The organism is Dehalococcoidales bacterium, assembly GCA_041652735.1.
Lineage (GTDB): Bacteria > Chloroflexota > Dehalococcoidia > Dehalococcoidales > RBG-16-60-22 > RBG-13-51-18.
The window spans coordinates 1-25,437 of record JBAZGT010000004.1 but is presented as its reverse complement, the minus strand read 5'-3'; the positions used below and the strand labels follow the sequence as shown (position 1 = coordinate 25,437).

25 protein-coding genes are annotated in these 25,437 nt (G+C 56.4%); 18 read left to right on the top strand and 7 right to left on the bottom strand.

Translation table 11 applies throughout. The annotated features are described in order from the left end of the window. The first annotated feature begins 12 nt into the window (after nucleotides 1–12). The 11 genes from nuoH to WC370_02295 all read left to right on the top strand — a co-directional run bounded on the left by nuoH (nucleotide 13) and on the right by WC370_02295 (nucleotide 11,677). The gene (nuoH, locus tag WC370_02345) at nucleotides 13–1,101 is read left to right on the top strand and encodes an NADH-quinone oxidoreductase subunit NuoH (protein ID MFA5308309.1); all 1,089 of its coding nucleotides are present in this window, start codon (nucleotides 13–15) and stop codon (nucleotides 1,099–1,101) included. Then, nucleotides 1,088–1,597, top strand: a complete 510-nt coding sequence (locus WC370_02340; GenBank protein ID MFA5308308.1) for an NADH-quinone oxidoreductase subunit I — start codon at nucleotides 1,088–1,090, stop codon at nucleotides 1,595–1,597. The genes nuoH and WC370_02340 overlap by 14 nt, the downstream gene beginning before the upstream one ends. Next, the gene (locus WC370_02335) at nucleotides 1,597–2,085 is read left to right on the top strand and encodes an NADH-quinone oxidoreductase subunit J (protein MFA5308307.1); all 489 of its coding nucleotides are present in this window, start codon (nucleotides 1,597–1,599) and stop codon (nucleotides 2,083–2,085) included. Before WC370_02340 ends, WC370_02335 begins: the two co-directional genes overlap by 1 nt. Nucleotide 2,086: 1 nt before the next feature. After that, entirely contained in the window at nucleotides 2,087–2,398 is a 312-nt protein-coding gene (nuoK, locus tag WC370_02330) for an NADH-quinone oxidoreductase subunit NuoK (protein MFA5308306.1), read from the top strand. Nucleotides 2,399–2,425: 27 nt separating this feature from the next. Then, entirely contained in the window at nucleotides 2,426–2,572 is a 147-nt protein-coding gene (locus tag WC370_02325; protein MFA5308305.1) for a hypothetical protein, read from the top strand. A gap of 88 nt (nucleotides 2,573–2,660) precedes the next feature. Beyond that, nucleotides 2,661–2,855: a hypothetical protein gene (locus WC370_02320; GenBank protein ID MFA5308304.1), complete on the top strand. Its 195-nt coding sequence runs from the start codon at nucleotides 2,661–2,663 to the stop codon at nucleotides 2,853–2,855. After that, entirely contained in the window at nucleotides 2,852–4,855 is a 2,004-nt protein-coding gene (locus tag WC370_02315) for a proton-conducting transporter membrane subunit (protein MFA5308303.1), read from the top strand. The genes WC370_02320 and WC370_02315 overlap by 4 nt, the downstream gene beginning before the upstream one ends. A 114-nt stretch (nucleotides 4,856–4,969) precedes the next feature. After that, nucleotides 4,970–6,463 carry an NADH-quinone oxidoreductase subunit M gene (locus tag WC370_02310; GenBank protein MFA5308302.1) on the top strand — a complete coding sequence of 498 codons (1,494 nt, stop codon included), beginning with the start codon at nucleotides 4,970–4,972 and terminating at the stop codon, nucleotides 6,461–6,463. Between the two features lie 157 nt (nucleotides 6,464–6,620). Further along, nucleotides 6,621–8,111 carry an NADH-quinone oxidoreductase subunit N gene (locus WC370_02305; protein MFA5308301.1) on the top strand — a complete coding sequence of 497 codons (1,491 nt, stop codon included), beginning with the start codon at nucleotides 6,621–6,623 and terminating at the stop codon, nucleotides 8,109–8,111. 46 nt (nucleotides 8,112–8,157) lie between these two features. Further along, on the top strand, nucleotides 8,158–8,334 hold the full coding sequence (locus tag WC370_02300; GenBank protein MFA5308300.1) for a 4Fe-4S binding protein: 177 nt from the start codon (nucleotides 8,158–8,160) through the stop codon (nucleotides 8,332–8,334). A 205-nt stretch (nucleotides 8,335–8,539) separates the two neighbouring features. Continuing rightward, nucleotides 8,540–11,677 carry a CARDB domain-containing protein gene (locus tag WC370_02295; GenBank protein ID MFA5308299.1) on the top strand — a complete coding sequence of 1,046 codons (3,138 nt, stop codon included), beginning with the start codon at nucleotides 8,540–8,542 and terminating at the stop codon, nucleotides 11,675–11,677. 8 nt (nucleotides 11,678–11,685) lie between these two features. Here the strand turns inward: WC370_02295 and WC370_02290 are convergent, their stop codons facing one another. The 7 genes from WC370_02290 to WC370_02260 form a co-directional block, all read right to left on the bottom strand. Then, nucleotides 11,686–12,114, bottom strand: a complete 429-nt coding sequence (locus WC370_02290; protein MFA5308298.1) for a DUF3887 domain-containing protein — start codon at nucleotides 12,112–12,114, stop codon at nucleotides 11,686–11,688. 232 nt (nucleotides 12,115–12,346) lie between these two features. Further along, a complete protein-coding gene (locus WC370_02285; GenBank protein MFA5308297.1) occupies nucleotides 12,347–13,087 on the bottom strand; it encodes an SDR family oxidoreductase in 741 nt (246 codons plus the stop codon). A gap of 179 nt (nucleotides 13,088–13,266) precedes the next feature. Continuing rightward, complete coding sequence (locus WC370_02280) at nucleotides 13,267–14,031, bottom strand: SDR family oxidoreductase (protein ID MFA5308296.1); 765 nt, start codon at nucleotides 14,029–14,031, stop codon at nucleotides 13,267–13,269. Between the two features lie 162 nt (nucleotides 14,032–14,193). Continuing rightward, nucleotides 14,194–15,411: a thiolase family protein gene (locus WC370_02275; GenBank protein ID MFA5308295.1), complete on the bottom strand. Its 1,218-nt coding sequence runs from the start codon at nucleotides 15,409–15,411 to the stop codon at nucleotides 14,194–14,196. A gap of 53 nt (nucleotides 15,412–15,464) precedes the next feature. After that, nucleotides 15,465–16,127 carry a class I SAM-dependent methyltransferase gene (locus tag WC370_02270; GenBank protein ID MFA5308294.1) on the bottom strand — a complete coding sequence of 221 codons (663 nt, stop codon included), beginning with the start codon at nucleotides 16,125–16,127 and terminating at the stop codon, nucleotides 15,465–15,467. A 33-nt stretch (nucleotides 16,128–16,160) separates the two neighbouring features. Next, nucleotides 16,161–17,012, bottom strand: a complete 852-nt coding sequence (locus WC370_02265) for a 3-hydroxyacyl-CoA dehydrogenase NAD-binding domain-containing protein (protein MFA5308293.1) — start codon at nucleotides 17,010–17,012, stop codon at nucleotides 16,161–16,163. Between the two features lie 160 nt (nucleotides 17,013–17,172). Beyond that, the gene (locus WC370_02260; GenBank protein ID MFA5308292.1) at nucleotides 17,173–17,955 is read right to left on the bottom strand and encodes an enoyl-CoA hydratase-related protein; all 783 of its coding nucleotides are present in this window, start codon (nucleotides 17,953–17,955) and stop codon (nucleotides 17,173–17,175) included. 229 nt (nucleotides 17,956–18,184) lie between these two features. On the opposite strand from WC370_02260, the gene WC370_02255 reads away from it, so the two are divergent. The 7 genes from WC370_02255 to WC370_02225 all read left to right on the top strand — a co-directional run bounded on the left by WC370_02255 (nucleotide 18,185) and on the right by WC370_02225 (nucleotide 25,276). Further along, complete coding sequence (locus WC370_02255) at nucleotides 18,185–19,564, top strand: TldD/PmbA family protein (protein MFA5308291.1); 1,380 nt, start codon at nucleotides 18,185–18,187, stop codon at nucleotides 19,562–19,564. 1 nt (nucleotide 19,565) lies between these two features. Continuing rightward, complete coding sequence (locus tag WC370_02250; GenBank protein ID MFA5308290.1) at nucleotides 19,566–20,870, top strand: TldD/PmbA family protein; 1,305 nt, start codon at nucleotides 19,566–19,568, stop codon at nucleotides 20,868–20,870. 294 nt (nucleotides 20,871–21,164) lie between these two features. Then, entirely contained in the window at nucleotides 21,165–22,052 is an 888-nt protein-coding gene (locus WC370_02245) for a hypothetical protein (GenBank protein ID MFA5308289.1), read from the top strand. A 37-nt stretch (nucleotides 22,053–22,089) separates the two neighbouring features. Continuing rightward, nucleotides 22,090–22,890 (top strand): PAC2 family protein, encoded by an 801-nt coding sequence (locus WC370_02240; GenBank protein MFA5308288.1) that lies wholly within the window; start codon nucleotides 22,090–22,092, stop codon nucleotides 22,888–22,890. Then, nucleotides 22,865–23,503 carry a GNAT family protein gene (locus WC370_02235; GenBank protein MFA5308287.1) on the top strand — a complete coding sequence of 213 codons (639 nt, stop codon included), beginning with the start codon at nucleotides 22,865–22,867 and terminating at the stop codon, nucleotides 23,501–23,503. Before WC370_02240 ends, WC370_02235 begins: the two co-directional genes overlap by 26 nt. Next, complete coding sequence (gene mtnA / locus WC370_02230; protein ID MFA5308286.1) at nucleotides 23,466–24,551, top strand: S-methyl-5-thioribose-1-phosphate isomerase; 1,086 nt, start codon at nucleotides 23,466–23,468, stop codon at nucleotides 24,549–24,551. The genes WC370_02235 and mtnA overlap by 38 nt, the downstream gene beginning before the upstream one ends. After that, nucleotides 24,548–25,276 (top strand): nuclear transport factor 2 family protein, encoded by a 729-nt coding sequence (locus WC370_02225; protein ID MFA5308285.1) that lies wholly within the window; start codon nucleotides 24,548–24,550, stop codon nucleotides 25,274–25,276. The genes mtnA and WC370_02225 overlap by 4 nt, the downstream gene beginning before the upstream one ends. Nucleotides 25,277–25,437 lie beyond the last annotated feature (161 nt).

The following is a 25,437-nucleotide window of genomic DNA, read 5'->3' as shown; positions in this document are numbered from 1 at the left end:
GCCAATAACAGCCTGCCGGCGGCGGCGGTAGCCGCGGACTGGCCGGGCGGCTACTGGTGGCACTGGCTCTTCTACAGCGTGGCCATCATCGGCTTTTTGCTGACCATGGTCATGGGCGCCATTTACCTGGAACGCCGCGGCATGGGCAGAATGCAGTCGCGCCTCGGCCCCAACCGCACCGGGCCTTTCGGTCTTTTGCAGCCGGTGGCGGACGCCGTCAAGGTGCTGCTCAAGGAAAACATCGTCCCCACCGCCGCGGACAAGATAGTGCATTTCGTCGCGCCTATCGTGGCTTTCGCCCCGGTGCTGATGATTCTGGCCGTGCTGCCCATTATGAACGGCGCGGTCCTGGCCGACCTCAATATCGGCATTTTATACATCGTGGCGGTCAGTTCCATCGGCACGGTGGGGGTTTTCATGGCGGGGTGGGGCTCCGGCAACAAGTACTCGCTGCTGGGCGCCATGCGCAACGTGGCCGCCGTGGTCAGCTACGAGATACCTATGGTGCTGGCCATCGTCGGCGTGGTGCTGTTCGCCGGCTCGCTGACCATCAGCGATATTATCGCCAAACAGGATATTCCCTTCATTTTAATGCAGCCGCTGGGCTTCCTGCTTTTCTTCGCCGCCGCCTGCGCGGAAATCAACCGCAGTCCCTTCGACCTTTTTGAGGCCGACCAGGAGCTGGTGGCCGGGTACATGACCGAGTATTCCGGCATGAAGTTCGCCATGTTCTACCTGGTGGAATACGCGGAGGCTATTGCCATGTCCGCCGTGATTACCACCATTTTCCTGAGCGGCTGGCGCGGCCCCTGGCTGCCGCCCTGGCTCTGGTTTATTTTAAAGACCTTCGCCGTCTTTTTCCTGATGATATGGACGCGCACCACTTTGCCCCGCGTCCGCATCGACCAGCTGATGGCCTTCGCCTGGAAGTTCCTTTTCCCGCTGGCCATCATCAACCTCTTCGTCACCGCCATCCAGGTGCTGGCCTGGCCGGACGCTTTGCCATGGTTCCTGATATTCATCAACTTCGCCGTGATGGGCGTGCTGGTACTGATATGGTCCAAATTCTTTAGACTGGGGTGGGGCCGTGTTCAAGTTTGAGCGTTTCGGCCTGGGTATTTTCAAGGGGATGACGGTCACCATCCGGCACCTTTTCCGCCACCCCACCGTGAGCCAGTACCCGGAGCAGCGGCTGAATATTTCCCGCCGCACCCGCGGCAACGAGCTTATCTGGAGCCGGGAGCGGTGCACCGGCTGCGCCACCTGCGCCAAGGCCTGCCCCCAGGGCGCTATCGAGATTGTAACCGCCGCCAATACGGCGGAAAATAAATATAATGTAACCAAATACCGGGTGGACACCGGCTACTGTATCCAGTGCGGCCTGTGCGTGGAGGCCTGCCCCTACGACGCCCTTTTCATGGGCTTCAGCTTCGAGCGGGCTAAATACCGCCGCGCCGACCTGGTACAGGAGGACGACGCCCTGGCGGAATCTCCGGAACGCCCGGCCAGCGGCTACTTCCACCCGGATATCGCGGCTAAACTGCCGGAGCAGACTTTGCTGGTGGATAAAATAACGGAAAAGAGAAAGAAGCAGTAATGGGACTGGCCTCGGCTTTCTGGATAATGGCGGTGGTCATGGTGGCGGCGGCGCTGGGCGTGCTGTTCATCCGCAACATCTTCCGCGCCGCGCTGGCGCTGATACTCTGCTTTATCGCCGTGGCGGGCATTTACATCACCCTGAGCGCGGACTTCCTGGCGGCCGTGCAGATACTGGTCTATGTAGGCGCCATTTCCGTGCTGATTATTCTGGCCATCATGATGACGCGGGACGTCCAGAAAGGCAACCCGGTGAACAAGCTGGAGATACCGGCCGCCGTGGTGGCCGCGGCGCTGCTGGGCATCCTGGTCTATGTGGTCACCGACGCCCCCTGGCATATATCATCGGCCGACCCCGTATCACCGACCGTTGCTCCTTTAGCGTCCCGGCTTTTCAGCGAGAACGGTTTTATTTTACCCGTGGAGATAGGCGCGGTGCTGCTGCTGGCGGCGATTCTGGGCGCCATCGTGATTACGAGGGAGAAGTAGCGTGACGATAGGACTGACGCATTATCTGGTGCTGTCCGCGGTGCTGTTCTGCATCGGGCTCTACGGCGCGCTGACGCGGCGTAACGCCGTGATAATCCTGATGTGCATCGAGATTATGCTGAACGCGGTCAACATCAGCCTGGTAGCGTTTTCCAGCTACGTGGTACCGCAGCTTTTGACCGGCCAGGTCTTCGCCATCTTCGTGATGGTGGTGGCCGCCGCCGAGGTGGCAGTGGGGCTGGCGATAGTGTTCGCCATCTTCCGCCACTTTTCCGGCATAGATACCAATGATATCAACCTGATGAAATGGTAGCGAATAACCAGGAGGAGGAAGAAAACGATGAAGAATGCCGGCAGTTTCGCGGGGGCTTTCTGGTTCGCGGGTTGGCTATTTACTATCGGCTTTGCCCAGCTGGCCTGGTGGAAAATTATCCTGGGCATCGTGGTCTGGCCGTGGTTCCTGGGCAATCATGTGGTAGGAATGTAGAGGGAAAGTAACAAGAAACAAGTAACAACCCGCCCCCCTATTCCCCCTTGATACTTGTTACTTGTCAGTTGCTACTTAAATTACATATATGTGGATAGAAGTTAAAAAGGCGCAGTCGCTGGCCGTGGCGGAAATGTGGAAAGAATGCTTCGAGGGCGAAGGCATTCCCACCCGCATCATGCCGCGTGAAGGCCTGCCCATCGGGCAGGAGATAGCGGACTATGCCGTCCTGGTGCCGCAGGATAAAAAACACGTTATCGAGGACATTCTGAGGAAGCTATGATACCACACCAGCTAATCTGGCTTATCATGCTGCTGCCGCTGTTCGCCTTTATCATCAACGGGCTGTTGCTGAGGCCGTTTATCGACCGTAAATCAAAGATTTACGGCTATGTCACCATCCTGGCGATAGGCCTTTCGGCGGTGTTCTCCGTGTGGGCGCTGGGATCCGTGATGTCCGCGGACAGCCATGAAATAGCCGTGCCGGACGTAAGTTGGCTGGCTATCGGCAATTTCCATTTCCACGTGGGCATCATCATGGACCAGCTGGCCGCCGTGATGGCGGTGGTGGTATCCGTGGTCTCTTTGATGGTGCAGATATACTCGCTGGGCTACATGCAACATGACGAGGCCGGCTACTACCGCTATTACACCTACATGTCCCTGTTCACCTTCTCCATGCTGGGGCTGGTGCTCTCTGATAACCTGCTCTTTACCTTCGTGTTCTGGGAGATGGTGGGGCTTTGCTCCTATCTCCTCATCGGTTTCTGGTTCCACAAGAAGTCGGCCGCGGACGCCGCCAAGAAAGCCTTTATCGTCACCCGCATCGGGGATTTCGGTTTCCTGGCGGGTATTTTAATACTGTATTTCAACACACAGACCTTCGATATTTTACAGCTGCACACGCTGGCCGTGACCGGCGTGCTGGGCGGCTCCGCTTTAACCTGGGCCTGTATCGGGCTATTCGGCGGGGCGGTGGGCAAAAGCGCCCAGTTCCCGCTTCATGTCTGGCTGCCGGACGCCATGGAAGGCCCCACCCCCGTCTCCGCCCTTATCCATTCCGCCACGATGGTCTGCGCCGGCGTCTTCCTGGTGGCGCGCACCATGCCGCTCTTTGTATTCTCCCATGACGCCATTACCATCGTGGCCGTTATCGGCGGTTTTACGGCCATCTTTGCCGCTACCATGGGACTGGTAGCCAACGATATCAAGCGCGTGCTGGCCTACTCCACCATCAGCCAGATAGGCTACATGATGCTGGGGCTGGGGGCCGCCGGCATGGCGGTATCCGCAGAAATCAGCGGCGGGCACCTGCATACCACGGCGGAAGAGATGGTAATTATCGCTAAAGCGGCGGTGGCGGTGGGCATGTTCCACCTCTTCACCCACGCCTTCTTTAAAGCGCTCCTGTTTATGGGGTCGGGCAGCGTCAACCACGCCACCGGCACCTTCGATATGCGGCAGATGGGCGGTCTGCGTAAGACCATGCCCTGGACCTACGCCACCTTCCTCATCGGTTCCCTGAGTCTGGCGGGCATCTGGCCGCTGGCCGGGTTCTGGAGCAAGGACGAAATCCTCGCCACGGCGTTTACCAGCCAGCCGGTGCTTTTCTGGCTGGCGATGATTACCGTGTTCCTGACCGCTTTCTATATGTTCCGCGCCATCTTCATGACTTTCCACGGGGAATACCGGGGCGGGGCTAAAGAGGAAGGGCACGACTACTCCCACACCCACGAGTCGCCGTGGGTCATGGTGGGGCCGCTGGTTTTCCTGGCGGCGCTGGCGGTTTGCGCCGGCTGGTGGAACGTGGGCGGCAATTTCAGCACCTTCTTCGGGCACGAGGTGGAGTCCGGCGCGGGCTTCCTGAATTTCTTTAAAGTATTCACCCATACCGTGAACGGGGTGCCGCTGCCGCTGATTTCATTAATCGTGGCGCTGCTGGGCATCTTCGGGGCGTACGCGGTCTACCTCAAGAAGTGGGTTACGGCGGAATCTATCGGCCGGATATTCGGCCCGCTGTATAAACTGGTATACCGCAAGTATTTCTTTGACGAGCTTTATGAAAACATCATCGTGAAGCTGGTACTGATGAAGAACCTCTTTACCGGCTTCAAACTGTTCGACGAAAAAGGCATCGACGGCGCGGTGAACGGCGCCGGGGCAATCATTACCGGGGGCGGCAATACCATCCGGCGCGCGCAGACGGGGCAACTGCAGCTTTACGGGCTGTTCATCGGCATCGGGCTGGTGGCTATCGCCATTGGTGTGCTGCTATGGGGATAGCATGACCTCTCCCCCTGTCCCCCTCTCCGTTGACAGCGAGGGGGCAAGAAAAGGGAGTGAGTTGCAAAAAAGAAGCTGGGGAATAAAAACCGAGGGATTTTGAGGTAAGCGTAATTGGACTTTAACTGGCTGTCAGTCATACTCTTCCTGCCGGCGCTGGGCGCGGCGGTTATCGCGTTATACAAGAACGCCGACGAGAAGCTCATCAAGCGGCTGGCGCTGGTCTTCACGGCCATCCCGTTTATTATCGCGCTGGTGCTCTTTATCGTCTTCGACCGCTCGGCGTCCGCGGCCGGCCTTATGCAGTTCGAGGAAAAGTACCTCTGGATTGCCCCGCTGAACGCTTACTACCACCTGGGCGTGGACGGCCTGAGCATGCCTTTATTGCTGCTTACCACCTTCCTCGGCTTCCTGGCGGTGCTGATTTCCTGGAAAGTCCACGCGCGCCCGCGCGAGTTCTTCGCCTGGCTGCTGCTGCTGGAAACCAGCATTATCGGCGTGTTCGTTTCTCTGGATTTGTTGCTGTTCTTCATCATGTGGGAAATCGAGGTCATCCCCATGTACTTCCTGATTTCCATTTGGGGCTCGGGGCGGCGGGGCTACAGCGCCACCAAGTACGTGATATACACCCTGTTCGGCAGCGCCTTGATGCTAACGGGTATTTTATGCGTTTATTTCACCACCCACAGCCTGAACATGGTTGACATCGCCAGCCAGGGTCTGGGCATGATGCAGAGCGCCATGCCGGCGGCGGCTATTTTCTGGCTGCTGTTTATCGGGTTCGCCGTGAAGCTGCCGATGTTCCCGCTGCATACCTGGCTGCCGGACGCCCATACCGATGCCCCCACCGCCGTGAGCGTAATGCTGGCCGGCGTGTTAATCAAGATGGGCGGTTACGGCATCCTCCGGCTCTGCGTGAGTATGTTCCCCGACCAGGCGCAGCAGTACGCCCAGGTTCTCATCGTGCTGGCGCTCATCGGCATTATCTACGGCGCCGCCATCACCCTGATGCAGACGGACATCAAGCGGCTTATCGCCTATTCCAGCATCAGCCACATGGGCTACGTTTTGCTGGGCATCTTCGCCCTGGGACAGGTGAGCATGACCGGCGCCGCTTTGCAGATGTTCAGCCACGGCATCATCACCGGGCTGCTCTTTGCCCTGGCCGGGCTGGTCATCCATAACGTGGAAGTCCGTGATTTGCGTAAGCTTGGCGGCCTGGCGCGGCAGACACCCGTTATCGCCGCCGTGTTCGTTATCGCCGGGCTGGCGTCTTTAGGCCTCCCCACCACCAGCGGCTTCGCCGCCGAGTTTATTACCTTCCTGGGGAGCTATACCAGCACGGCTGTGGCGCACCTTAACGTTTATACGATAGTGGCCATCATCGGCGTAGTGCTTACGGCCGGTTACATCCTCTGGATGCTCCAGCAGGCATTCTACGGCCCGGTGAAGGCGGAGTACAACGGCGTTAAAGACGCCGATAAGCTGGAAAAGGTTTACCTGTTCGTGCTGGTGGCGGTGATAATGCTGGTGGGGCTTTACCCGGCCGTCCTGACGGACGTTTTCAAGCTGGGCATTTCCCCCATCGCGGGGATGATTGGCGGCTAAAAGGATGGAATGTTAAAAATAACCTCATGGTCCGACAGGTTCATTACGAGCGGTTTGAGCAGCATTTTTAAAACCGCTCACTCTGAGCTTGTCGAAGGGCAAAGCAAGACACGCACGCCATAGGCGGCTGACTAAAGGTAAATAAGGAGAACCGTACTTGAATTTATCGCTGTTCATACCGGAGATAGCCCTGGCGGTTACCGCGGTACTGGTAATCCTGCTCGACCTGTTTGTGAGCCGGAAAGTCCGCGGCTACGCGCTGCGCTGGGTCAGCCTGGCCGGGCTTATCGTGGCCGGGGTGTTCTCCATCAAGATGTGGGGCGATAACAACCCCGCCTTCTTCAACAACATGCTGGCGGCGGATAACTTCGCCGTATTTTTCCAGGTGCTTTTCCTGGGCAGCGCCTTCCTGGTTATCCTGGCTTCCACGGATTACGCCGTCAAGTTCGAACGCTTCCAGGGCGAATACTACGCCCTTATCCTGATTTCCGTCCTGGGCATGATGCTCATGGCTTCGGCCATCGACCTTATTTCACTCTTTATGGCGCTGGAGCTGGCCAGCATCCCCTTGTATATCCTGGCCGGCTTTCTTAAAGACAACAAGGGCACGGAGTCGGCCTTAAAGTACCTGCTGCTGGGGGCTATCGCCTCGGCGGTGCTGCTCTACGGTATGACGCTGGTCTTCGGCGTGACCGGGCAGACGCAGCTCATAGCCATCGTCCAGTCCATCACCGCCCAGGCCGCCGGCAGCCCGGCCCATAGCCCGGCGCTCTTTATGGGCATCGCCCTGCTGATAGCCGGCTTCAGCTTTAAAATTGCCGCCGCCCCCTTCCAGATGTGGGTGCCGGATGTCTATGAGGGCGCTCCCACCCCCATCACCGCCTTCCTTTCCGTGGGGAGCAAGGCAGCGGGGTTCGCCATTATCCTGCGCATCTTCCTGACCTGCTTCAGCGCGCACGTGGTCACCGCCCATGACTGGGGCTATACCTTCGCGGCGCTGGCGGCTCTAAGCATGATTATCGGCAACGTGGCGGCCATACCGCAGACCAACATCAAGCGGATGCTGGGTTACTCCAGCATCGCCCAGGCCGGCTATATCATGGTGGGGCTGGCCGCCGCCGGTGTGTTCACCGGGCTGGAATCCAGCCACATAGGCGGGGTAATGATGGCGCAGAAGGGCGTGCTCTTCTTCCTGGTCAGCTATACCCTGACCAACCTGGGGGCGTTTATCGCCGTGATTACCATTACCGGCAAACTGGGCAGCGACCGGATAGCGGACTTCGCCGGGCTGGGCAAGCGGGCGCCTTTGCTGGCGCTGGCTTTGACCCTGTGCCTGATATCGCTCATCGGCATACCGCCGGCCGCCGGTTTCATGGCCAAGTTCTACATCTTCAGCCAGGCGGTAAGCAACGGCCTGCTCTGGCTGGTTATCATCGCCGTAATCAACAGCGTTATCTCCGCTTACTACTACCTGCGCGTGGTCAAGGTGATGTGGTTCGGGGAGGCGGCCTCGATGGAAAAGGTACCCTCCTCCATCGCCCCCAAAGCGGCGCTGGTCATCTGCTGCCTGGGCGTCCTGCTGCTGGGCATTATCCCCGGCCTGGTGATGAAACTGGCCGAGATTGCCAGCGCCATGTTCACCTACTAGCGTCCGGTACCTGCGGTCTTGCCTTAGAAAGAATGAGAGATTCCCGATGACTTATAAAATACTGGAGTTCTGCGTCAAGTGCGGCGGCTGTGCCTTCGAGTGCCCCGTGGGCGCTATCAGTGAGGGCGAGACCACCTACGTTATCGACCCCGAAAAGTGCACCGACTGCGGCCTGTGCCTGACCAACAATCACTGCCCCGCCTGGGCAATCGTTAAAGAGTAACCGCCGGACGGGCGTCCTTTCAACTTGGACCCGGCGTTCCGCCATGTATCCGCTATCCTTCTTTCCCGTACCTTCAATCCTGATGTGAGTACTAACCCTTAGTACTAAATCATTTGCGGTAATGCTACTAATTGGCTATTGGTTCTTATCTGCGTAAATCTTACAATTAAATATATCGATATGCCTGAATTGGAGGATACTGCATTTGTCCGCTTATCCCCGGACCGCTAAGACGCTATTAGCCAGGACGTTTATCCTATTACTGGCGGTTATCCTGGGCATCAACGGCTTCGGCCTCTTGGCGCCCGGGGTATCTGCCGCTGCAAGCATCGACCTTACCGTTCAGGATATCTCCATTTCCCCCCAGGACCCCACCATCGGCGATGCCGTAACTATCACCATCGCCGTGAAGAACCAGGGCGCTGACGGCGTCGGGATTAACTACGTCGGCTGTTTTATCGACGATACCCTGCTGGACGTCAAGGACATTATTGCCATCGGTCCGGGCGCGGTCGGGTTGGTATCTTTCAACTGGACGGCGGTTAAAGGCTCCCATGTTATCCGGGCGGTAGCGGACTACAATGCAGCCATCGCCGAGACCAACGAAACGAATAATACCAGGATGTTCAACTTTTCCATACTCGCCCCGGACCTGACCATACAGTCGGTCTCCTGGTCGCCGCAAAATCCGTCCAAGGGCGATAATGTAGCCTTCTCCGTAATCATTAAAAACCAGGGCACCTCCAGGTCCAGCCTGACCGATTTGTTCTTTTACGTGGACGGCATTTCCCGGGGCTCCCAGTCCATTGATATCATCAATCCCGGTGAGACGCTGACGCGTACCATCAACTGGATTGCTTCCGATGGTCAGCACACCATCCGGATTGTAGTTGATAAAGATAATTACGTCGCCGAAAGCGACGAGACCAATAACGAGCAGACTTTTCCTTTCACCACTTTGCCCCCGGACCTGGTAGTCCAGTCCGTTACCTGGACACCGGAAAACCCCTCCCGCAACGACCAGGTTACCTTCATCGTGGCGGTGAAAAACCAGGGCGGCGGCAAGGCGGATTCCTGTTACCTGGGCTATTTTATCGACGATGTGTATGTATCATCGATATCGGTTAACGCCATAGCGGCCGGCGGCACCAGCTATCTTACCTTCACCTGGACGGCCCTGGCCGATACCCACAGCATCAAGCTGGTTATCGACTATTCCTTAAAAGTGGTGGAAAGCGATGAGACCAATAATGAGCTCAGCGCCCTTATCGCCACCTCAGCCCCGGACCTGATTGTGAAAGACATTACCTGGACGCCGCAGGATGCCGGCGTGGGCGATGTGGTGCACTTTACCGTAACCATCAAGAACCAGGGCAACGGCGGCGCCGGGGCATCGCGGGCGGCCTACCATGTCGGCGGGGTCTACCGCGGCTCGCTCTCCATACCGCCGCTGGACGCCGGCGAGGAAGTTACCGGCACCTTTGACTGGACGGCGGAATACGGCGCCATTACCGTGATGGTCGCCGCCGATTCCGATAGCGCTTTGCTGGAAAGCCACGAAGCCAACAACATGCTGACCAAGACCGTTCCCGTTATACAGGCGGACCTGGTGATTGACAGCATTACCTGGCTGCCGGTGAACCCGGCGGTTGATGAAACGGTCGTTTTCACCGTCTCCGTAAAAAACCAGGGCGGCGGCAAGGCCAGCCTGTATCATGTCGGGTTCTACATCGATGATACCCTGGTTGGCTCTGACCTGGTTTACGTCACGGAGGGCGGAGACATCACCGATACCGTCTTCGAATGGCAGGCCCAGAACGGCCGGCATATTTTCAAAGCCGTGGCCGACTATACCAAGGTCGTTACCGAGAGCAATGAGAAAAACAATGAGCAGTCCAGTACCATCGTCCCGTTCATGCCGGACCTGGCTGTCGGGACGGTTACATGGTCGCCGCTGGATATAGGGGACGGCATCACCGTTACCTTCGATATTATCGTGCAGAACCTCGGCTCGATACGCGCCGGCGCTTCCCGGCTGGCGTATTATGTCGACGGCGAAATGACCGGCTTCACCTACATCGGGTCGATGGACCCCGGCAGCACGGTTACGGAGCACTTTACCTGGGTGGCTACCGCCGGCCCGCACCGGATTGACATCGTGGCAGACGCCAATAACCAGATACTGGAAATAGACGAGGACAACAATACCAAGGTAGTCAGCCTGCCGCCGCCGGACCTCACCGTCCTGGATATCGGCGTTTCCCCGCTGGACGTCGCCGTCGGCGATACCGTGAGTGTGATCGCCACCATTAAAAACCAGGGCAAGAGCGTCACGCAGCCCTCGCTGGCAACCCTGTATGTTGACGGCGCGCTGGTGGATTCCACGGAGCTGCCGCCGATCGGCATCGGGGCGTCATATGATGTATCGCTCGATTGGGTAACCGAGGCCGGCACGCATACCTTTAAAATCACCGCGGATATCGATAATACCGTTATCGAGTCCGATGAAGTCAATAACGATAAAGAGATGAAGTTCGCCACACTGACCCCGGACCTGGTAGTGCAGGACTTTTTCTGGGAAACAAACAACGAGCTGGCCAGCAACGAGATACACTGTATCATCACGGTCAAGAACGCCGGCACCGGTACCGCCGGCAGCAGCCAGCTGAAATACTACTTCGAGGACACGCCCGCTTTCACCGAGGACATGCCGCCGATACTGCCGGGTGAGACCGCCGAGTATTCCTTTTCCACCATTCTTTCTTCCGGCGCGCATTCGGCTTTTATTATCGTGGACTATTTCGATGACGTTGAAGAGCTGGATGAAGATAATAACCAGGACATTTTCACCTTCGATACCATCGTGCCGGACCTGATTATCCGCTCTATCACCTGGTCGCCGCTGGACGTAAAAATCGGCGACGAGGTAACGATTACCGCCAAGGTGGAAAACCAGGGCATCGCCAAGGCGGTCGCGCCCCGCATGACCCTGTACGTAGACGGCGTGGAAGCCGGCTACACGGACATCCCGGAGATTGAGATGGACTCCATCGTCACCGCGGACTTTACCTGGACAGTCATCGCCGGCGACCACGAAATTACCGTGCTCGCCAACTCAGATAACTTGGTGGTGGAAAGCAATTTTTCCAATAACGCCAAGACCCGCACCATTTCCTTTGAAGCTCCGTTAACGCCGACCAAGGTGAACGCCGGACTGCCGGATGTTACGGGAACGAACAAGGGTTTCCTCAATAGCTGGTGGTGGGTGCTGCTGCTGGTGGCCGCGCTGCTGGGGGTGGGGGCTTTTATCACGGCGATGCGCGCCGCCAAAAAGAAGTACTAGTATCCCCGCTAGTGCTCGAACAGCTTGGGTGACACTATCCAGAAAGCGGACACCGCCACATTATCCCCGGATGTATCGAAAACGATGTGCACCGTGGCGTCATCGGGCTCATTGACAAATTTGGCGCTATAAACGACGGTAGCGGTGGTGCCGTTCTCGGATACGCTGGACACTTTCTTGGATTCATATCTGCCTATTTTATTCAGCGTGAAAGTCCGGTTGGTATTGAAATACTCCTCCGTGGTGGCCTGTTTCATGACATTGGTAAAAGCCTGGCAATAGCTCTGGTAATCATTGTTATTCAATGCCTTAAGCATCGTTTCCGTGATATTGTCCGCGTAATCCGGCGGCTGTATTTTATCGCCCCCGCCGCCGCACCCCGGCAAGACCGCCGCTATCAGCGCCGCGGCGAATACAAAACACAACTTTTTAAGCATTTTAGCTTTCATCCTCTCCTGAAACGCCTCTGAAAAGGATTGTATCACAACCGGCGGCGCTATTCACAAAATTAACAATTTATTGATATTCCCATAAAGTGATGCCGGTTTATACTGATAGGCAAGCTGATCGCTTAGCTTGCACACCTTATCGACCTGTCCCCCGCCAAATAAAAACGCCCCAGCCTGTTTAAGCCGGGGCGTTCCATATGTATTGTGTTGGTAAAACCGACTATACTTTGCCGAATTTTTCTTCCAGGGCGGCCTTATCCCAGATTTTACCGGTGACATCCGCCGCTTTGCTGGCGGCAATCAGCGCCGGGTATTTCTGCCAGATTTCCGGCTCCTCGAAGTTGCTGGTGTCATGCCCTTCCATGAAGCCCATGACCACCTCGGTCTTGACGAAGTAAGGCCGGATGCAGGTAACGGCGATGCCCTCTTCCCGCCGCATCTCGCGCGCCAGACCCAGCGTAAAGCGCTCCACGGCGGCCTTGGTGACGCCGTAGGCTATGTTCATGCGGATTTCCTTGGCGAGAATGGACGAGACGTTGATAATCATGCCGCTTTTCTTTTCCTGCATGTGCGGCAGGACTACCTTGGAACAAAGATAGGTGCCGTCCAGGTTGACGGAGAGAATCAGACGCCACCGGCGGTAGGTCATTTTCTCGAAGGAGTCCTGGGAGGTGACGCCGGCGTTATTCACCAGCACGTCTATCTTGCCGAACTTCTCCAGAGATTTGTTGACGACGGCGTTGACGTCATCTTCGATGGTGATGTCCCCGCCCATGGTCAGCGTTTTGCGGCCCAGGGCCTCTATTTCTTTGGCGGTCTCATCGAGCTTGCCGTCATCCGTGACGCGGTCACAGATTACCAGGTCGGCCCCTTTTTCCGCCATGCCCAGGGAAATGGACTTGCCCAGCCCCTGCCGGGCACCGGTTACCATGACAACTTTACCTGCTAATGGAAGTGCCATATCAAGCCTCCTAATTATTATGTTAACGTCGTTCCAGCCCAGGTTCTAGTCCGAGTATACCCGAGGACTGGAATCCAATCAACAATATCCACTGTATTCTGCCCCCCATGATAGATTCTGGCCTCGGGCTGAAGCCTTCTCCAGAAAAACATGTTTGGGAAGGGCTCACTATATTATCTTTAGGTCAGCATCCCGTAATCGAGCGGGAAGCAGCCGGCCGTCTGGTTCTTCCCGGCATCGGAAGCCAGGAAAAGGGCTAACGCGGCGACGTCATCCGGCTCGCCGAAGCGCCCGAGCACCGTCTGGCTCAGCATCCGGTCATTGACGCCGGATAATTGCAGGAACGGCTCGGAGAGGCGGCTGTGTACCCAGGCGGGGGCGATGGAGTTGACGCGGATATTCCATTTGCCCCATTCCTTGGCCATGACGCGGGTCATGTGGAGCACCGCCGCTTTACTGATGCAGTAGACGCCCAGCGTTTCCTCCGTGCGGATACCCATGTAGGACGAGATATTGATAATGCTGCCGCCGCCCTGCTCTTTCATGATGGGGGCAACCTGTTTGCACAGGAAGAAGGGCCCCTTGATGTTGACGTTCATCACGTTGTCCCACTGCCATTCCTCGACGTCCGTGAGCGGTACCATGAAACTGGAGCCGGAGCTGTTGACGACGACATCGATGCGTCCGTAGTCTTTCATGATGGTGTCCACCAGCACTTTGACGGTGTCCAGTTTGGCGAGGTGCCCGGCGATACCTACGATTTTGTTCCCGGATTTGGCTTTGATTTCTGCGGCTACCTTGTCCAGGTTCTCCTGTTTGCGACTGCTGATAATGACATCCGCGCCGGCGAGAGAATATGTCTCGGCGATGGCTCTGCCGAGGTCCCCCGCCCCACCGAGCACCAGGGCAACTTTACCTTTCAGAGAAAAGCTTTTTACGTCCATGCATTACTCCTTTTTTTATTCTTACCTGTCATTGCGAGGCCGAAGGCCGCGGCAATCCCTATCATCGGTTTAGTTCAAATCAGGGATTGCCACGCTTCGCTCACCATGACATCTATTCCGTTTTTAGTTTCCCCCTCCCCCCAGGGGAGAGGAATGATACCGTTAGTCCACCTTAATGATACAGGCATCAGCCTGGGCAAGGCCGCCGCAGAGAGAGCCCATGGCATAGCCGCCACCCATGCGCCGCAGTTCATACATCAGGTTCATGATGATGCGGGCGCCGGTGGCAGTGTTAGGATGCCCAATGGCAATAGCGCTACCCAGCGGGTTCATCTTATCGTAAAGGGATTTGTAGAGTTTATCATCGCCTTTAGCAGCAACCTTCATCGAAACAAGCGGTACCGCGGCAAAAGCTTCATTGATTTCCATGATCTTCATATCATTCCATGTCAGCTTGGCTTTTTCGAGCGCCTTGATCATCGAAATGCCAGGGCCTTCCGGCATGCGGCTGGCATTGATGGCGACGGAGGTGGAGGCGATGACCTGGGCCAGGACTTTCAAGCCCAATTCATTCGCTCTCTTGCGGGTCATCAGCAGGATAGCGGTAGCGCCGTCGTTAAGTCCGGGGGCGTTACCGGCGGTGATCATCTTGGTATTATAGATGGGCTTTAATTTGGCCAGGCCTTCCACGGTGGTACCGGCGCGATACTGTTCATCAATATCCAGCATCTTGGGCTCACCCTTGGGCTGCGGGAAAGTCATCGGAATCATTTCATCTTTGAATTTACCGGCATCCCACGCCTTGGCATAATTCTGGTGGCTGCGCGCCGCGAAGATATCCAGGTCCTGGCGGGTGAAGCCGTATTCCGCGGCAACATTATCCGTATCCACGGAGACGGGGTTAAAATCTTTGTAGCCGAGGGCCAGGAGCGGGTCTTCCATCGTGACATTGCCCATGCGGTGGCCGCTGAAACGCAGGCCGCGTACTACCATCGGGGATTGGCCGAAGGAGGTGGCGCCGCCGGCGATAGCGCACTCGATCTCTCCGGCAGCCATTTCCATGGCGGCCAGTTTCACGGCGTGCATGGCGGAGACGCAGGCCATATCGAAGGAGATGGAGACGGTCTCATGCGGGAGCCCGGCTTTAATAAGGGACTGGCGGCCGGCCACGGGGGTAAAGGGATCGCGGCAGGCGGAAGTATCGCCCACGCCCCAAAATACTTCATTGACTACATTCGGTTTAACACCGGCCCTCTTAATTACCTCGCGCATGGGGATAGCGCCGAGCTCATAGTAATCAATATTGGCGAGTGAGCCGCCGAATCTGCCAAACGGGGTTCTTGCTGCTGCAACAATTACAACATCTTTATCGTTAGCCATTTTATTCCTTCCTTTTTTTGTATAGATTTAAATATTTTAAAGCTGCTTAAGCTTCAGTTTTTCTTTTCCGCTTCCACGAAGAAGTGGGTGCTGATACGGGTATCGTAGTAGTCCTGGATTTGTTGCATCTTCAGGATTTCAAAGCCCGCCAGGAGACTGATAATATCATCGCGCTCCAGGTAGGTATGGGGAATATCTTTCTCCAAACCGTGTTGCTTGATGATAGTGTAGCTGTCTATCTTTTTATTGGACGGGTGGTTGAAAGCATCGGAGCTTTTGGAGTTGAAGGTCACGTAGAACCGGCCGGACGGCGTAAGCATATCGGCCACCCGGGCTATCGCTTTTTGCAGTCCGGCGTAATCCGTGTGGGTGATGGAGAGGAAAGCCAGCACCGCGTCGAACGATTTAGCCGGGAAGGGAAGCTCCAGCATGTCGCACACGAGTGTCTTGATTTTCCCGTCCAGCCCCCTTTTCCCCGCTTCCTCTTTCAACTGGGTTATGCCCTGTGGAGAGATATCCGTGGCGGTGACGTCAAATCCCATTTCCGCCAGGAACAGGGAATGACGCCCTCTCCCGCAGCCGAGGTCGAGGACGGTCTTCTTGCCAAGCTCCCGCCACCTCAAGGCCACGGGCAGGAACTCGTCCGCGGTCCGGCTAAAGTGCTCCCCGGATACCTTGGACCAGTCCCAGCCCTTGGATTTTACCGCTTTCTCCACAGTTTTCCCCATATTCACCAGAGTTTTACCGGGCTATTTCTGGGTATAGTCGTAAAAGCCTTTGCCGGTCTTGCGGCCGAGTTTCCCGGCCTTGACCATGTCTTCCAAAATCGGGGCGGGCTTAAGCCGCTCGCCGAACTCTTCGTTCATGGTTTCCAGCCCGTGCAGTACCGTATCGGCACCGGCTAAATCGCACAGCTCCAGCGGGCCCATCGGGTGATTAAGGCAGAACTTGATGGCTTTGTCTATTTCTGCCGGCTTGTTGCCGTCCATAATGCACCAGAAAGCTTCGTTCATCAATGCATCTACCAGGCGGGAAACGATAAATCCGGCGTGGTCCTGGGCTTCACATGACTCTTTGCCGATTTTCTGGATGTATTCTTTGGCGGCTGCCAGGGTAGCATCGGAGGTCTTCTTGCCTATGATAACCTCGACGCCCTTCATTACCGGCACCGGGTTCATAAAGTGAATACCAATGAACCTTGCGGGATTTTTTACTGCGGTAGCGATTTCGCTAATGGGAAGGGAGGAAGTATTGGAAGCCAGGATGGCGTCCGGCTTACAAATTGTATCGAGCTGCTTGAAAATGCTTTTCTTTAAATCCATTATTTCCGGCGCCGCTTCGACAACCAGGTCGGCGTCTTTGGCATCTTTGTTATCCGTGGTGGTCTTGATGCGCGCCATGATGGCGGCTTTATCCGCTTCCGTCATCGTGCCCTTCTTGACTCCCCTATCAAGGCTCTTGCTGATGGTGTCCATGCCCTTCTTGACGAACTCGTCCTTGATATCGGACATGATAACGTCGTAGCCGGCCTGGGCAGTCACCTGCGCGATGCCGTTACCCATTTGCCCCGCCCCGATAACAAATACTTTTTTGATAGCCATGATTGAAAAACCTCCTTATTGGCTTTACCAATTATTGAACGCATGATTTCCCCGCCCCTGGAGGGAGAGGATTCAGGTGAGGGGGATTTTTTCACCCTCATCCCTTCGATTTCTCTCAGGGCAAGCCTGCCTTCTCCCATTGAGGGAGAGGTATTTTACACTATTTATTCGTGAATACGGCTTTCCTCTTTTCCAGGAAAGCGTCCATGCCTTCTTTGCGGTCGTGGGTGGCAAAGCACACGGCATTGCACTTGATTTCCATGCTCAGGCCGGAGCCCATGTCCGTGTCCACGCCGGTGTTAATAGCCATCTTGGCCGCCGCCAGTACCGGGCCGCTCTTGCTTGCCAGCTTGGCGGCTATGGCCATGCCTTCTTCCATCAGCTTTTCCGGCGGCACCACTTTATTGACCAGCCCCAGGCTGAGGGCGGTGGCGGCGTCGATCATGTCTCCCGTGTAAATCATTTCCTTGGCCTTGGCCGCGCCGATGAGACGGGTCAGGCGCTGCGTGCCGCCGGCGCCGGGGATAAGCCCCAGGTTTATTTCCGGCTGGCCGAACCGCGCTTTTTCCGAGCAGATGCGCAGGTCGCAGCACATGGCCAGCTCGTTGCCGCCGCCCAGGGCGTAGCCGTGAATGACGGCGATGGTGGGCTTGGTCAGCGCGTAGATAAAATCTGACGCCTTGCGGATGGTGGCCATGAATTTCTGGATTTCCAGAGGTCCCATGTTCTGCATTTCGGCGACATCGGAACCGGCGGCGAAGGCCTTTTCGCCGGAGCCGGTCAGGATAACCGCCCTGACTTCGTCGTCGTTCTCAATGGACTCAAAAACATCATATAGCTCGGTGTAAACGGTGCTGTTGAGGGCATTGAGCTTGTCCGGGCGGTTGAGGGAAACGGTGCCGATGCCGTCTTTCTTGGTGAAGAGTAAAGTACTGTAGGTCACGGTTGTATCTCCTCTCTGTTTGTTTGGACGGTGCGGATTGCGTACCTGTTTACTTTAAAATGAGGCGGATGGGGTTCCACCTGAGAAGAATAATACCTTATATATTCTAAGCTAACAGGCGTGGGAGTGTCAAGAAATGAGGGCGGCCGCGCCTGCCGCATCAATTGACTTTCCCCCTTATGTCCGTTAAACTTGCTAATTGTAAGCACTCCCATAAAGGATATTTATTATGCCGGATATTGATGCTGCCGCCGGAGACCTCGCTCCGGAACTAAAGAAGCGTAACGCTGACTACCTGGAAGCCCGCTTCGAGGAAAGCCAGACCAGCCACATCACTTTCCGCGGCAAGGGGATAGAATCTATCGGCCGCGCCACCGCCTCCGGGGGGAACGTGAGGGCTTTAGTTAAGGGGGGGTGGGGCTTCACCAGCTTCAACGAGATGGACAAACTGCCCGACCGCGTTGCCCTGGCGATAGAGCAGGCGCGGTACGCCGGTAGCGGTAAAAGCCAACTGGCGCCGGTAGAGCCGGCGGTGGATAATGTCCCCGGCGGCGTTACGGATAACCCGGTGGACATCCCGCTGGCGGCCAAGAAACGCCTGCTGGACGAATATAATGAAATCATCTGGAGCATCCCCCAGATCCAGACCTCCAGCATCGGCTACGCGGACAGCCGCAAGAAAGTCATCTTTTTGAACTCGGAAGGCAGCTTCATCACCCAGGAAAGGGTGGATGTCACCCTGCACCTGGCGGCCATCGCCGCTAAAGACGGTGAAGTACAGCAGGTGAGCATCAGCGTAGGCAGCCTGGGGAACTATAAGGCGATACAGGGGCTCCACGAGCAGGCCAAGGAGATTGCGCAGAACGCCGTGGCGCTGCTTTCCGCGCCGCAGGCCAAAGGCGGCGAATACACGGTGGTGCTGGACCCCATCCTGGCGGGTGTTTTCGCGCATGAAGCCTTCGGGCACCTCTCGGAGTCAGACTTCGTTTACGAGAACGATAAGCTGCGCGAGGTAATGAAGCTGGGCAAGCAGTTCGGCGGGGAGGACCTTAATATCGTGGACTCGGCGTCGGACCCGGCGGGGCTGCGGGGCAGCTATAAATATGACGACGAGGGTGTGCGCTCGGTGAAGACCTACCTCATCCGGGAGGGAAAGCTTGCCGGCCGACTGCATTCGCGGGAGACCGCCGCCAAAATGAATGAAAAACCCAGCGGCAACGCGCGCGCCATCAACTACCGCTACCCGCCTATCGTGCGCATGACCAATACCTATATCGAGCCGGGGAACGTTTCCTTTAACGATATGATAGCGGACATTAAAGAGGGCATTTACGCCCGCAAATGGTACGGCGGCATGACCAGCATGGAGATGTTTACCTTCTCCGCCGGCGAGGCCTACATGATACGCAACGGTAAAATCGCCGAGGCTATCCGCCCCATCATGCTGAGCGGTAACGTTTTCAACACTTTGAAAAATATTGACGCCATCGGCAACGATCTGGATATGAACCAGGGCGGCGGCTGCGGCAAGGGCGGGCAAAGCCCCCTGCCGGTATCCAACGGCAGCCCGCATATCCGCATCCGTCATTGCCTGGTCGGAGGTAAATAACATGGAACAAATCCTGGACCGGGCAAAAAAAGTCGCCGCGGAAGCGGAAGTCTATCAGGTCTCCTCGGAAGAGACGCAGGTCAAGTTCGAGTCCAACCGCCTCAAACAGCTCCAGACCAGCCAGTCCACCAGCCTCGCCCTGCGCATTATCAAGGACGGCAGTACCGGCTACGCCACCACCACCGGCGACTGTGACGCGCAGCGGCTGGTAAAAGACGCGGTGGAGACCGCCGCTTTCGGGACGGAAGCCAAATTCCAGCTGCCCGGCGCGCTAAAATACCCGGCCATAGATATTTATGATAAAGCGGTGGAAGCCGTAGCCATTAAAGATATGGTAGCGCTCGGCCAGGAGATGGTGGACGCCGTTACCGGCCACACGCCCGGCATTATGTGCGAGGGCGGCGTCAGCCGCGGCATTATCACCGTCCGCCTCATTAACTCGCGGGGAGGCCGGGCGGAATATAAAAAAAGCTTTTTCAGCCTGGAAATAGAAGGCAACCTGGTCAATGATACGGACATGCTTTTCGTGGGGGAGGGCGATAGCTCCTGCCACCCCTTATCCGACCCTCATAAAGTGACGGACCTGGTGCTCCGGCAGCTGGACATGGCCAAAGAACGGGCGAAATCGCCCACTAAAACGCTGCCGGTAATCTTTACGTCCAACGGCGTGGCCGGCGCCCTGATACTGCCCCTTTTATCCGCCTTTAACGGCAAGGTCGTCTTTGAAGGCGCTTCCCCCCTTGGCGGCAAGCTGGGTAAGGCGGTCTTTGACAAAAAATTCAGCCTCACGGACGACCCGCTGGCCGCCTACCGGCCCGGCAGCCGCCCCTGTGACGATGAGGGCGTGGCCAGCCAGCGCACCCCGCTGGTAAACAAGGGCACGGTCAAAAATTTCCTGTATGACTTGCAGACGGCGGCCCTGGCCGGCAAAAAGAGCACCGGCAACGGCAGCCGGAATCGCGGCGGTCTGCCCGCCCCATCGGCCAGCGCTCTGGTGGTAACGCCGGGCAAAACCACCTTCGACGATATGGTGAGCGATATCAAAGAGGGGCTGGTCATCGAGCAGCTCCTGGGGGCGGGGCAGGGCAATATGCTGGGCGGGGATTTCAGCGGCAATGTGCTGCTCGGCTATAAAATAGAAAAAGGTAAAATCGTGGGGAGGGTGAAGGACACCATGGTCTCCGGCAACGTGTACCGGCTGTTCAAAGACATAGCCGCCATCGGCAGCGAGACGCGCTGGGTCAGCGGCTTTTTACAGACCCCGCCCTTCTACTGCCAGGGGCTATCGGTGTCAAGTAAGGGGTAATTAAAAACGTCATTCCCGCGCAGCCGTGCCCCGTATGACAATCGGGGGGCGGGAATCCAGAGGGGAAAAGGGAATAAATCTCCCTTACTCCCTCTTTAGGAAAGAGGGACAAGTCATTCAATTAGTACAGGTTATCGTCTCCCTTTCTTAAAGAGCCTGCCCCGTACTTGATACGGGGGAGACGGAGAGGGATTTTGCATCCCCGGCCCTCTCCCATCGAGGGAGATAACAAGTGGTTATCTGCAGATACCACTTGTGAGTATTAAGTGAGGGTAGAACGAGAGGGAGAAGAAGATGAAGACTTATATCTTAACTGCATTGGGACTAAGTCTGATAGGAGTCATTATATATTGCGTTATTATCAATAACGACCGGGATTCTTTAAATACTGAATTAACCTCCGTGCAAAATACTCTTTCCTCAACACAAACACAACTTTTATCAACACAAGCACAACTTGATTCAAAGACAACACAGCTTGATACTATGTTAACTAAACTTGCCTTTGCGGAAGCACAACTTCAGCCTGCATTGCAGGAACTTGACTCTTTAAAACTGGAACTCAACACGACGAAGGATTCCCTACATACCTCTCAATTGGAATTGATCCAATTACAATACAACTTAACAACGACGCAACAGCAGCTGACAATAGCCCAAAGCACCTTAGGAGGTCTGGGAATTACGTTATCTGCCAGTATGGATTGTTCAGATGTTGTGTTAGTTGACAATCCAAACGCAACAAATCCTACCTGGGCTCAGTTGAAGTTTTTCCTTATGCAGGACCAGACTGAAAATCATATATATATTGAGGGTTTTTACGATTGTTCGCAATTCTCTAAAGACCTTCATAATCGTGCCGAATCAGCAGGGATTCGCGCAGCAGAGGTTCAACTCTGGTTTCAAGGCGAACCCATAGGTCATGCCTTAAACGCTTTCCTTACTACAGATTTTGGATTGGTATACGTTGATTGCACCAATCCGAATGACACTATTGCGTATGTAAAAAAAGGGGAAGAGTACCGGGCTGTTGAACTAAACGATATCAACATAAATTACGTTAGAAATGATAGTTGGTGGAGGTCACTAGTTGATTATTATTATTTACCCTCGAGTCATATATATAACCTCTGGGGGACACCGGCTGCAGTAATCACATCAAGTATTGAAATTTATTGGTAAAAATATAACGAGAAAAAGCCATTTGAGGTAAAATATTATGAGTGACATTATTAAAGTCACCGCCCGGCCCAAGCTTAAAGCGCCCAACCTCCTGGCCGCCTGGCCCGGCATCGGCAACGTGGCCATGATTATCGCCAACTATTTGAAAGCCAAGCTCCCCTTCAAAGAGCTGGGCTACCTGGAGCCGTCCTATTTCTTCGACCCCATCGGCGTGCTGGTGCGGGAAAACGTCGTGGAGGAACCCAATTTTCCCCAGAGCGACTTCTTCTACTGGAAGAACGCCCCCGGCGGCCAGGACCTGATACTGTTCATCGGGGACGACCAGCCGGCCGCCAAGGGCTACGAGCTTGCCCACTGCATCCTGGACGTGGGGCAGCGGTTCGGGGTGGAGCGCATTTACACCTGCGCCGCGGCCATCACCCGCATCCACCATACGGAGCCGCCCAAGGTCTGGGGCGTGGCCACCAGCCACCTCGTGTCCACTGATTTGCGCGCCTATAACCTGGAACGCGCCAGCAACCTGCAAATAGCCGGGCTGAACGGGCTGCTGCTGGGGGTGGCTAAAGAAAGGGAAATCGACGGCATCTGCCTGCTGGGCGAGGTGCCCGTTTATGCCAGCCGCGTGCCCAATCCCATGGCGGCGTTGGCGGTGCTTAAAGTGTTATCCGGCATGATCGGCGTGAAAATAGACCTGGCCGAGCTGGCGAAAATGGCCGTGGAAGCCGGGGAAAGAATCAAGCAGGTAGCCGCCCAGGCCATGGAAGAGTATATTGACTACTTCACCGAACCTATATGGGAGCGTGGTGAAGAAGATGACGAAGGACAAGAGGAAAATTAGCTTTTCCCGCTATCTGCCTTTCCTGTGTATGAAACAGCGTAAAAACGATACCCTTGCCGGTCTCAAACCCTTGCGCGGCAGCGTCATTACCGGCGGCAAAATCAGGCTCCGCGAAAAGAAGCTATCGGACGTCCGCAACGATTACCTCTGGCAATCGGACCCCGAGCTGGCCAAGCTGGATGCCGCCTCCGTGCTCATCATGTCCTTTTCCATCTACCTGCTGGACTACGCCTCCGTGCTGCACCAGCAGGACAATTACCGCTTCCCCCTGGCCATAGAGACCCCGGACGGCAAGCACATCGGCAACTGCACCTGCTATGACATCAATGAAAAGAAAAGCGAGGCGCAGGTAGGCATTATGATCGGCGACCGCGATTACTGGAATAAAGGCTACGGCGCCGACGCGATAAACACCATGGTGGACCATATTTTCGATAATACCGGCCTGGGCCGGCTCTACCTAAAGACGCTGGACTGGAATACGCGGGCGCAAGCGTGCTTTACCAAATGCGGCTTTACACCCTGCGGCCATCTCAAGCGCAACAGCCACAACTTCCTGTTGATGGAGCTAAAACGTGAGCAGTGGGAAAAACGGCGGGGCGAAACCCGCTAACGCGGCTTATCAGCCGATAGCCTGGCTCGGCGACCGGCTCAGAATCCTCGACCAGACCCGTCTCCCCGGCGAGGAAATCTACCTGGAGCTGGAGAGCTACCGCGCCGTGGCCGCCGCCATCATGGAGCTTAAAATACGCGGCGCGCCGGCCATCGGCATTGCCGGCGGCTACGCCGTCGCCCTGGGGGCGTTGAAAATAGACGCCGCGGATAGAGATGTTTTCCTGAAAAAACTCCAGGGCGTTATCAACGCTATTGCCGCCACCCGTCCCACCGCCCGCAATCTCTTCTTCGCCCTGGAACGCATGAAAAATGCCGCCTCCAGCGCTAAAAGCGCCGCCCGGCTCAAGAAAGCTTTGACCGATGAAGCGGTGAAAATCCACCGGGAGGAAGCGGAAGCCACCCGGCGCTTAAGTCTGGCCGGGGCGGGGCTGCTGCCAGACGGCTGGACGGTCCTGACGCACTGCAATACCGGCCCGCTGGCCACCGGCGGGGAAGGCACCGCGCTGGGCATCATCACTACTGCCGTTAAACAGGGTAAAAAGCTGCATGTAATCGCCACCGAGACCCGCCCGCTGCTCCAGGGGGCGCGGCTGACCGCCTGGGAACTGCAAAAAGCCGGCGTGCCGGTAACGCTGATTACGGACTCCATGGCGGGGCATTTCCTGCGACTGGGGAAAATAGACTGCGTTATCACCGGCGCGGACCGCATCGCCGCCAACGGGGATACCGCCAACAAGATCGGCACCTACACGCTGGCGGTGCTGGCGCACGAAAACAAAGTCCCCTTCTACATCGCCGCCCCTGTTTCCACCATCGACCCCGCCCTGAAAACCGGCGGGGAAATCCCCATCGAGGAGCGGCGCCCGGAGGAAGTGACCCGCTTCCAGGACATCCCCACCGCGCCGGAGGGCGTCAGCGCTTTCAACCCCGCCTTCGATGTTACCCCCCACCAGTACATTACCGCCATTATCACGGACCGGGGCATTATCGGGAAGCCCTACCGTGAAGGCATAAAGAATATTTTGAGCAAAGGAGACACGCCATGACGGTGGAATCCAGACTGGAAGCACTGGAAAAAGAGGTAAAGTCGCTCAAGCGAAAGGTCAAAGCCAGAGACAAGCAGCTGCAAACGCTGCGGGACATCGAGGACATCAAGAAATTACAGTGCGCTTACGGCTATTACCTGGAGCACTGGATGGGCGAAGAAATCGTCGACTGCTTTTCCAGGAGCGAAGAGGTCTCCGGCACCTTTGTCGAGGGCACCTATAAGGGGCAGGCGGGCATCCGGAAATACTTTCACCCGGGCCGCGATGTGCCGCCGGAGTTCCTGCACATGGTGATGCAGGTATCGCCGGTGATTACCGTCGAGCCCAACGGCAAAAAAGCCTGCGGCCGGTGGTACGGCTACGGCACGATTCTATCGCGCCCCACCCTTCCCCTGGACCCCGCTTACATGGCCGTCATCTACGAGATGGACTATGTCAAGGAAGACGGCGTCTGGAAGATACTCAAGCTGCGCCTGCTGATGCACTACGCCTATACCTCCGGCAAAACGCCGCAGGGGCCGCCGGAAAGCTCTGCGAAAGACGCCCCCGCCGCGCCGCCCGCCCGGCTTTCCCCGGATGAGTGGGCGGAGTTCGACACCGAGTACCCCTCCGGCTATATCTATCCCTTCCACTTCAAACACCCGGTGACGGGCAAACCCACCACGGAAGCCAGGCGCAACGCCGCGCTGAAACTCAAGCCGAACCGGTACAAGACTCAGGGATAAAAAACTCTAAATCCTAAGCTGTAAAGTGGGGCGGGGAGATGAAGTGACCCCCAAAAGCTAGACACTTTTATTATAGGGCAAAAAGGGCTTGTTGTCTGTGAATAGCAGGTGGCAAGCCCTTTAACTTTATCTTGATACGTCGGTTGTTGTAGTAGTCCATA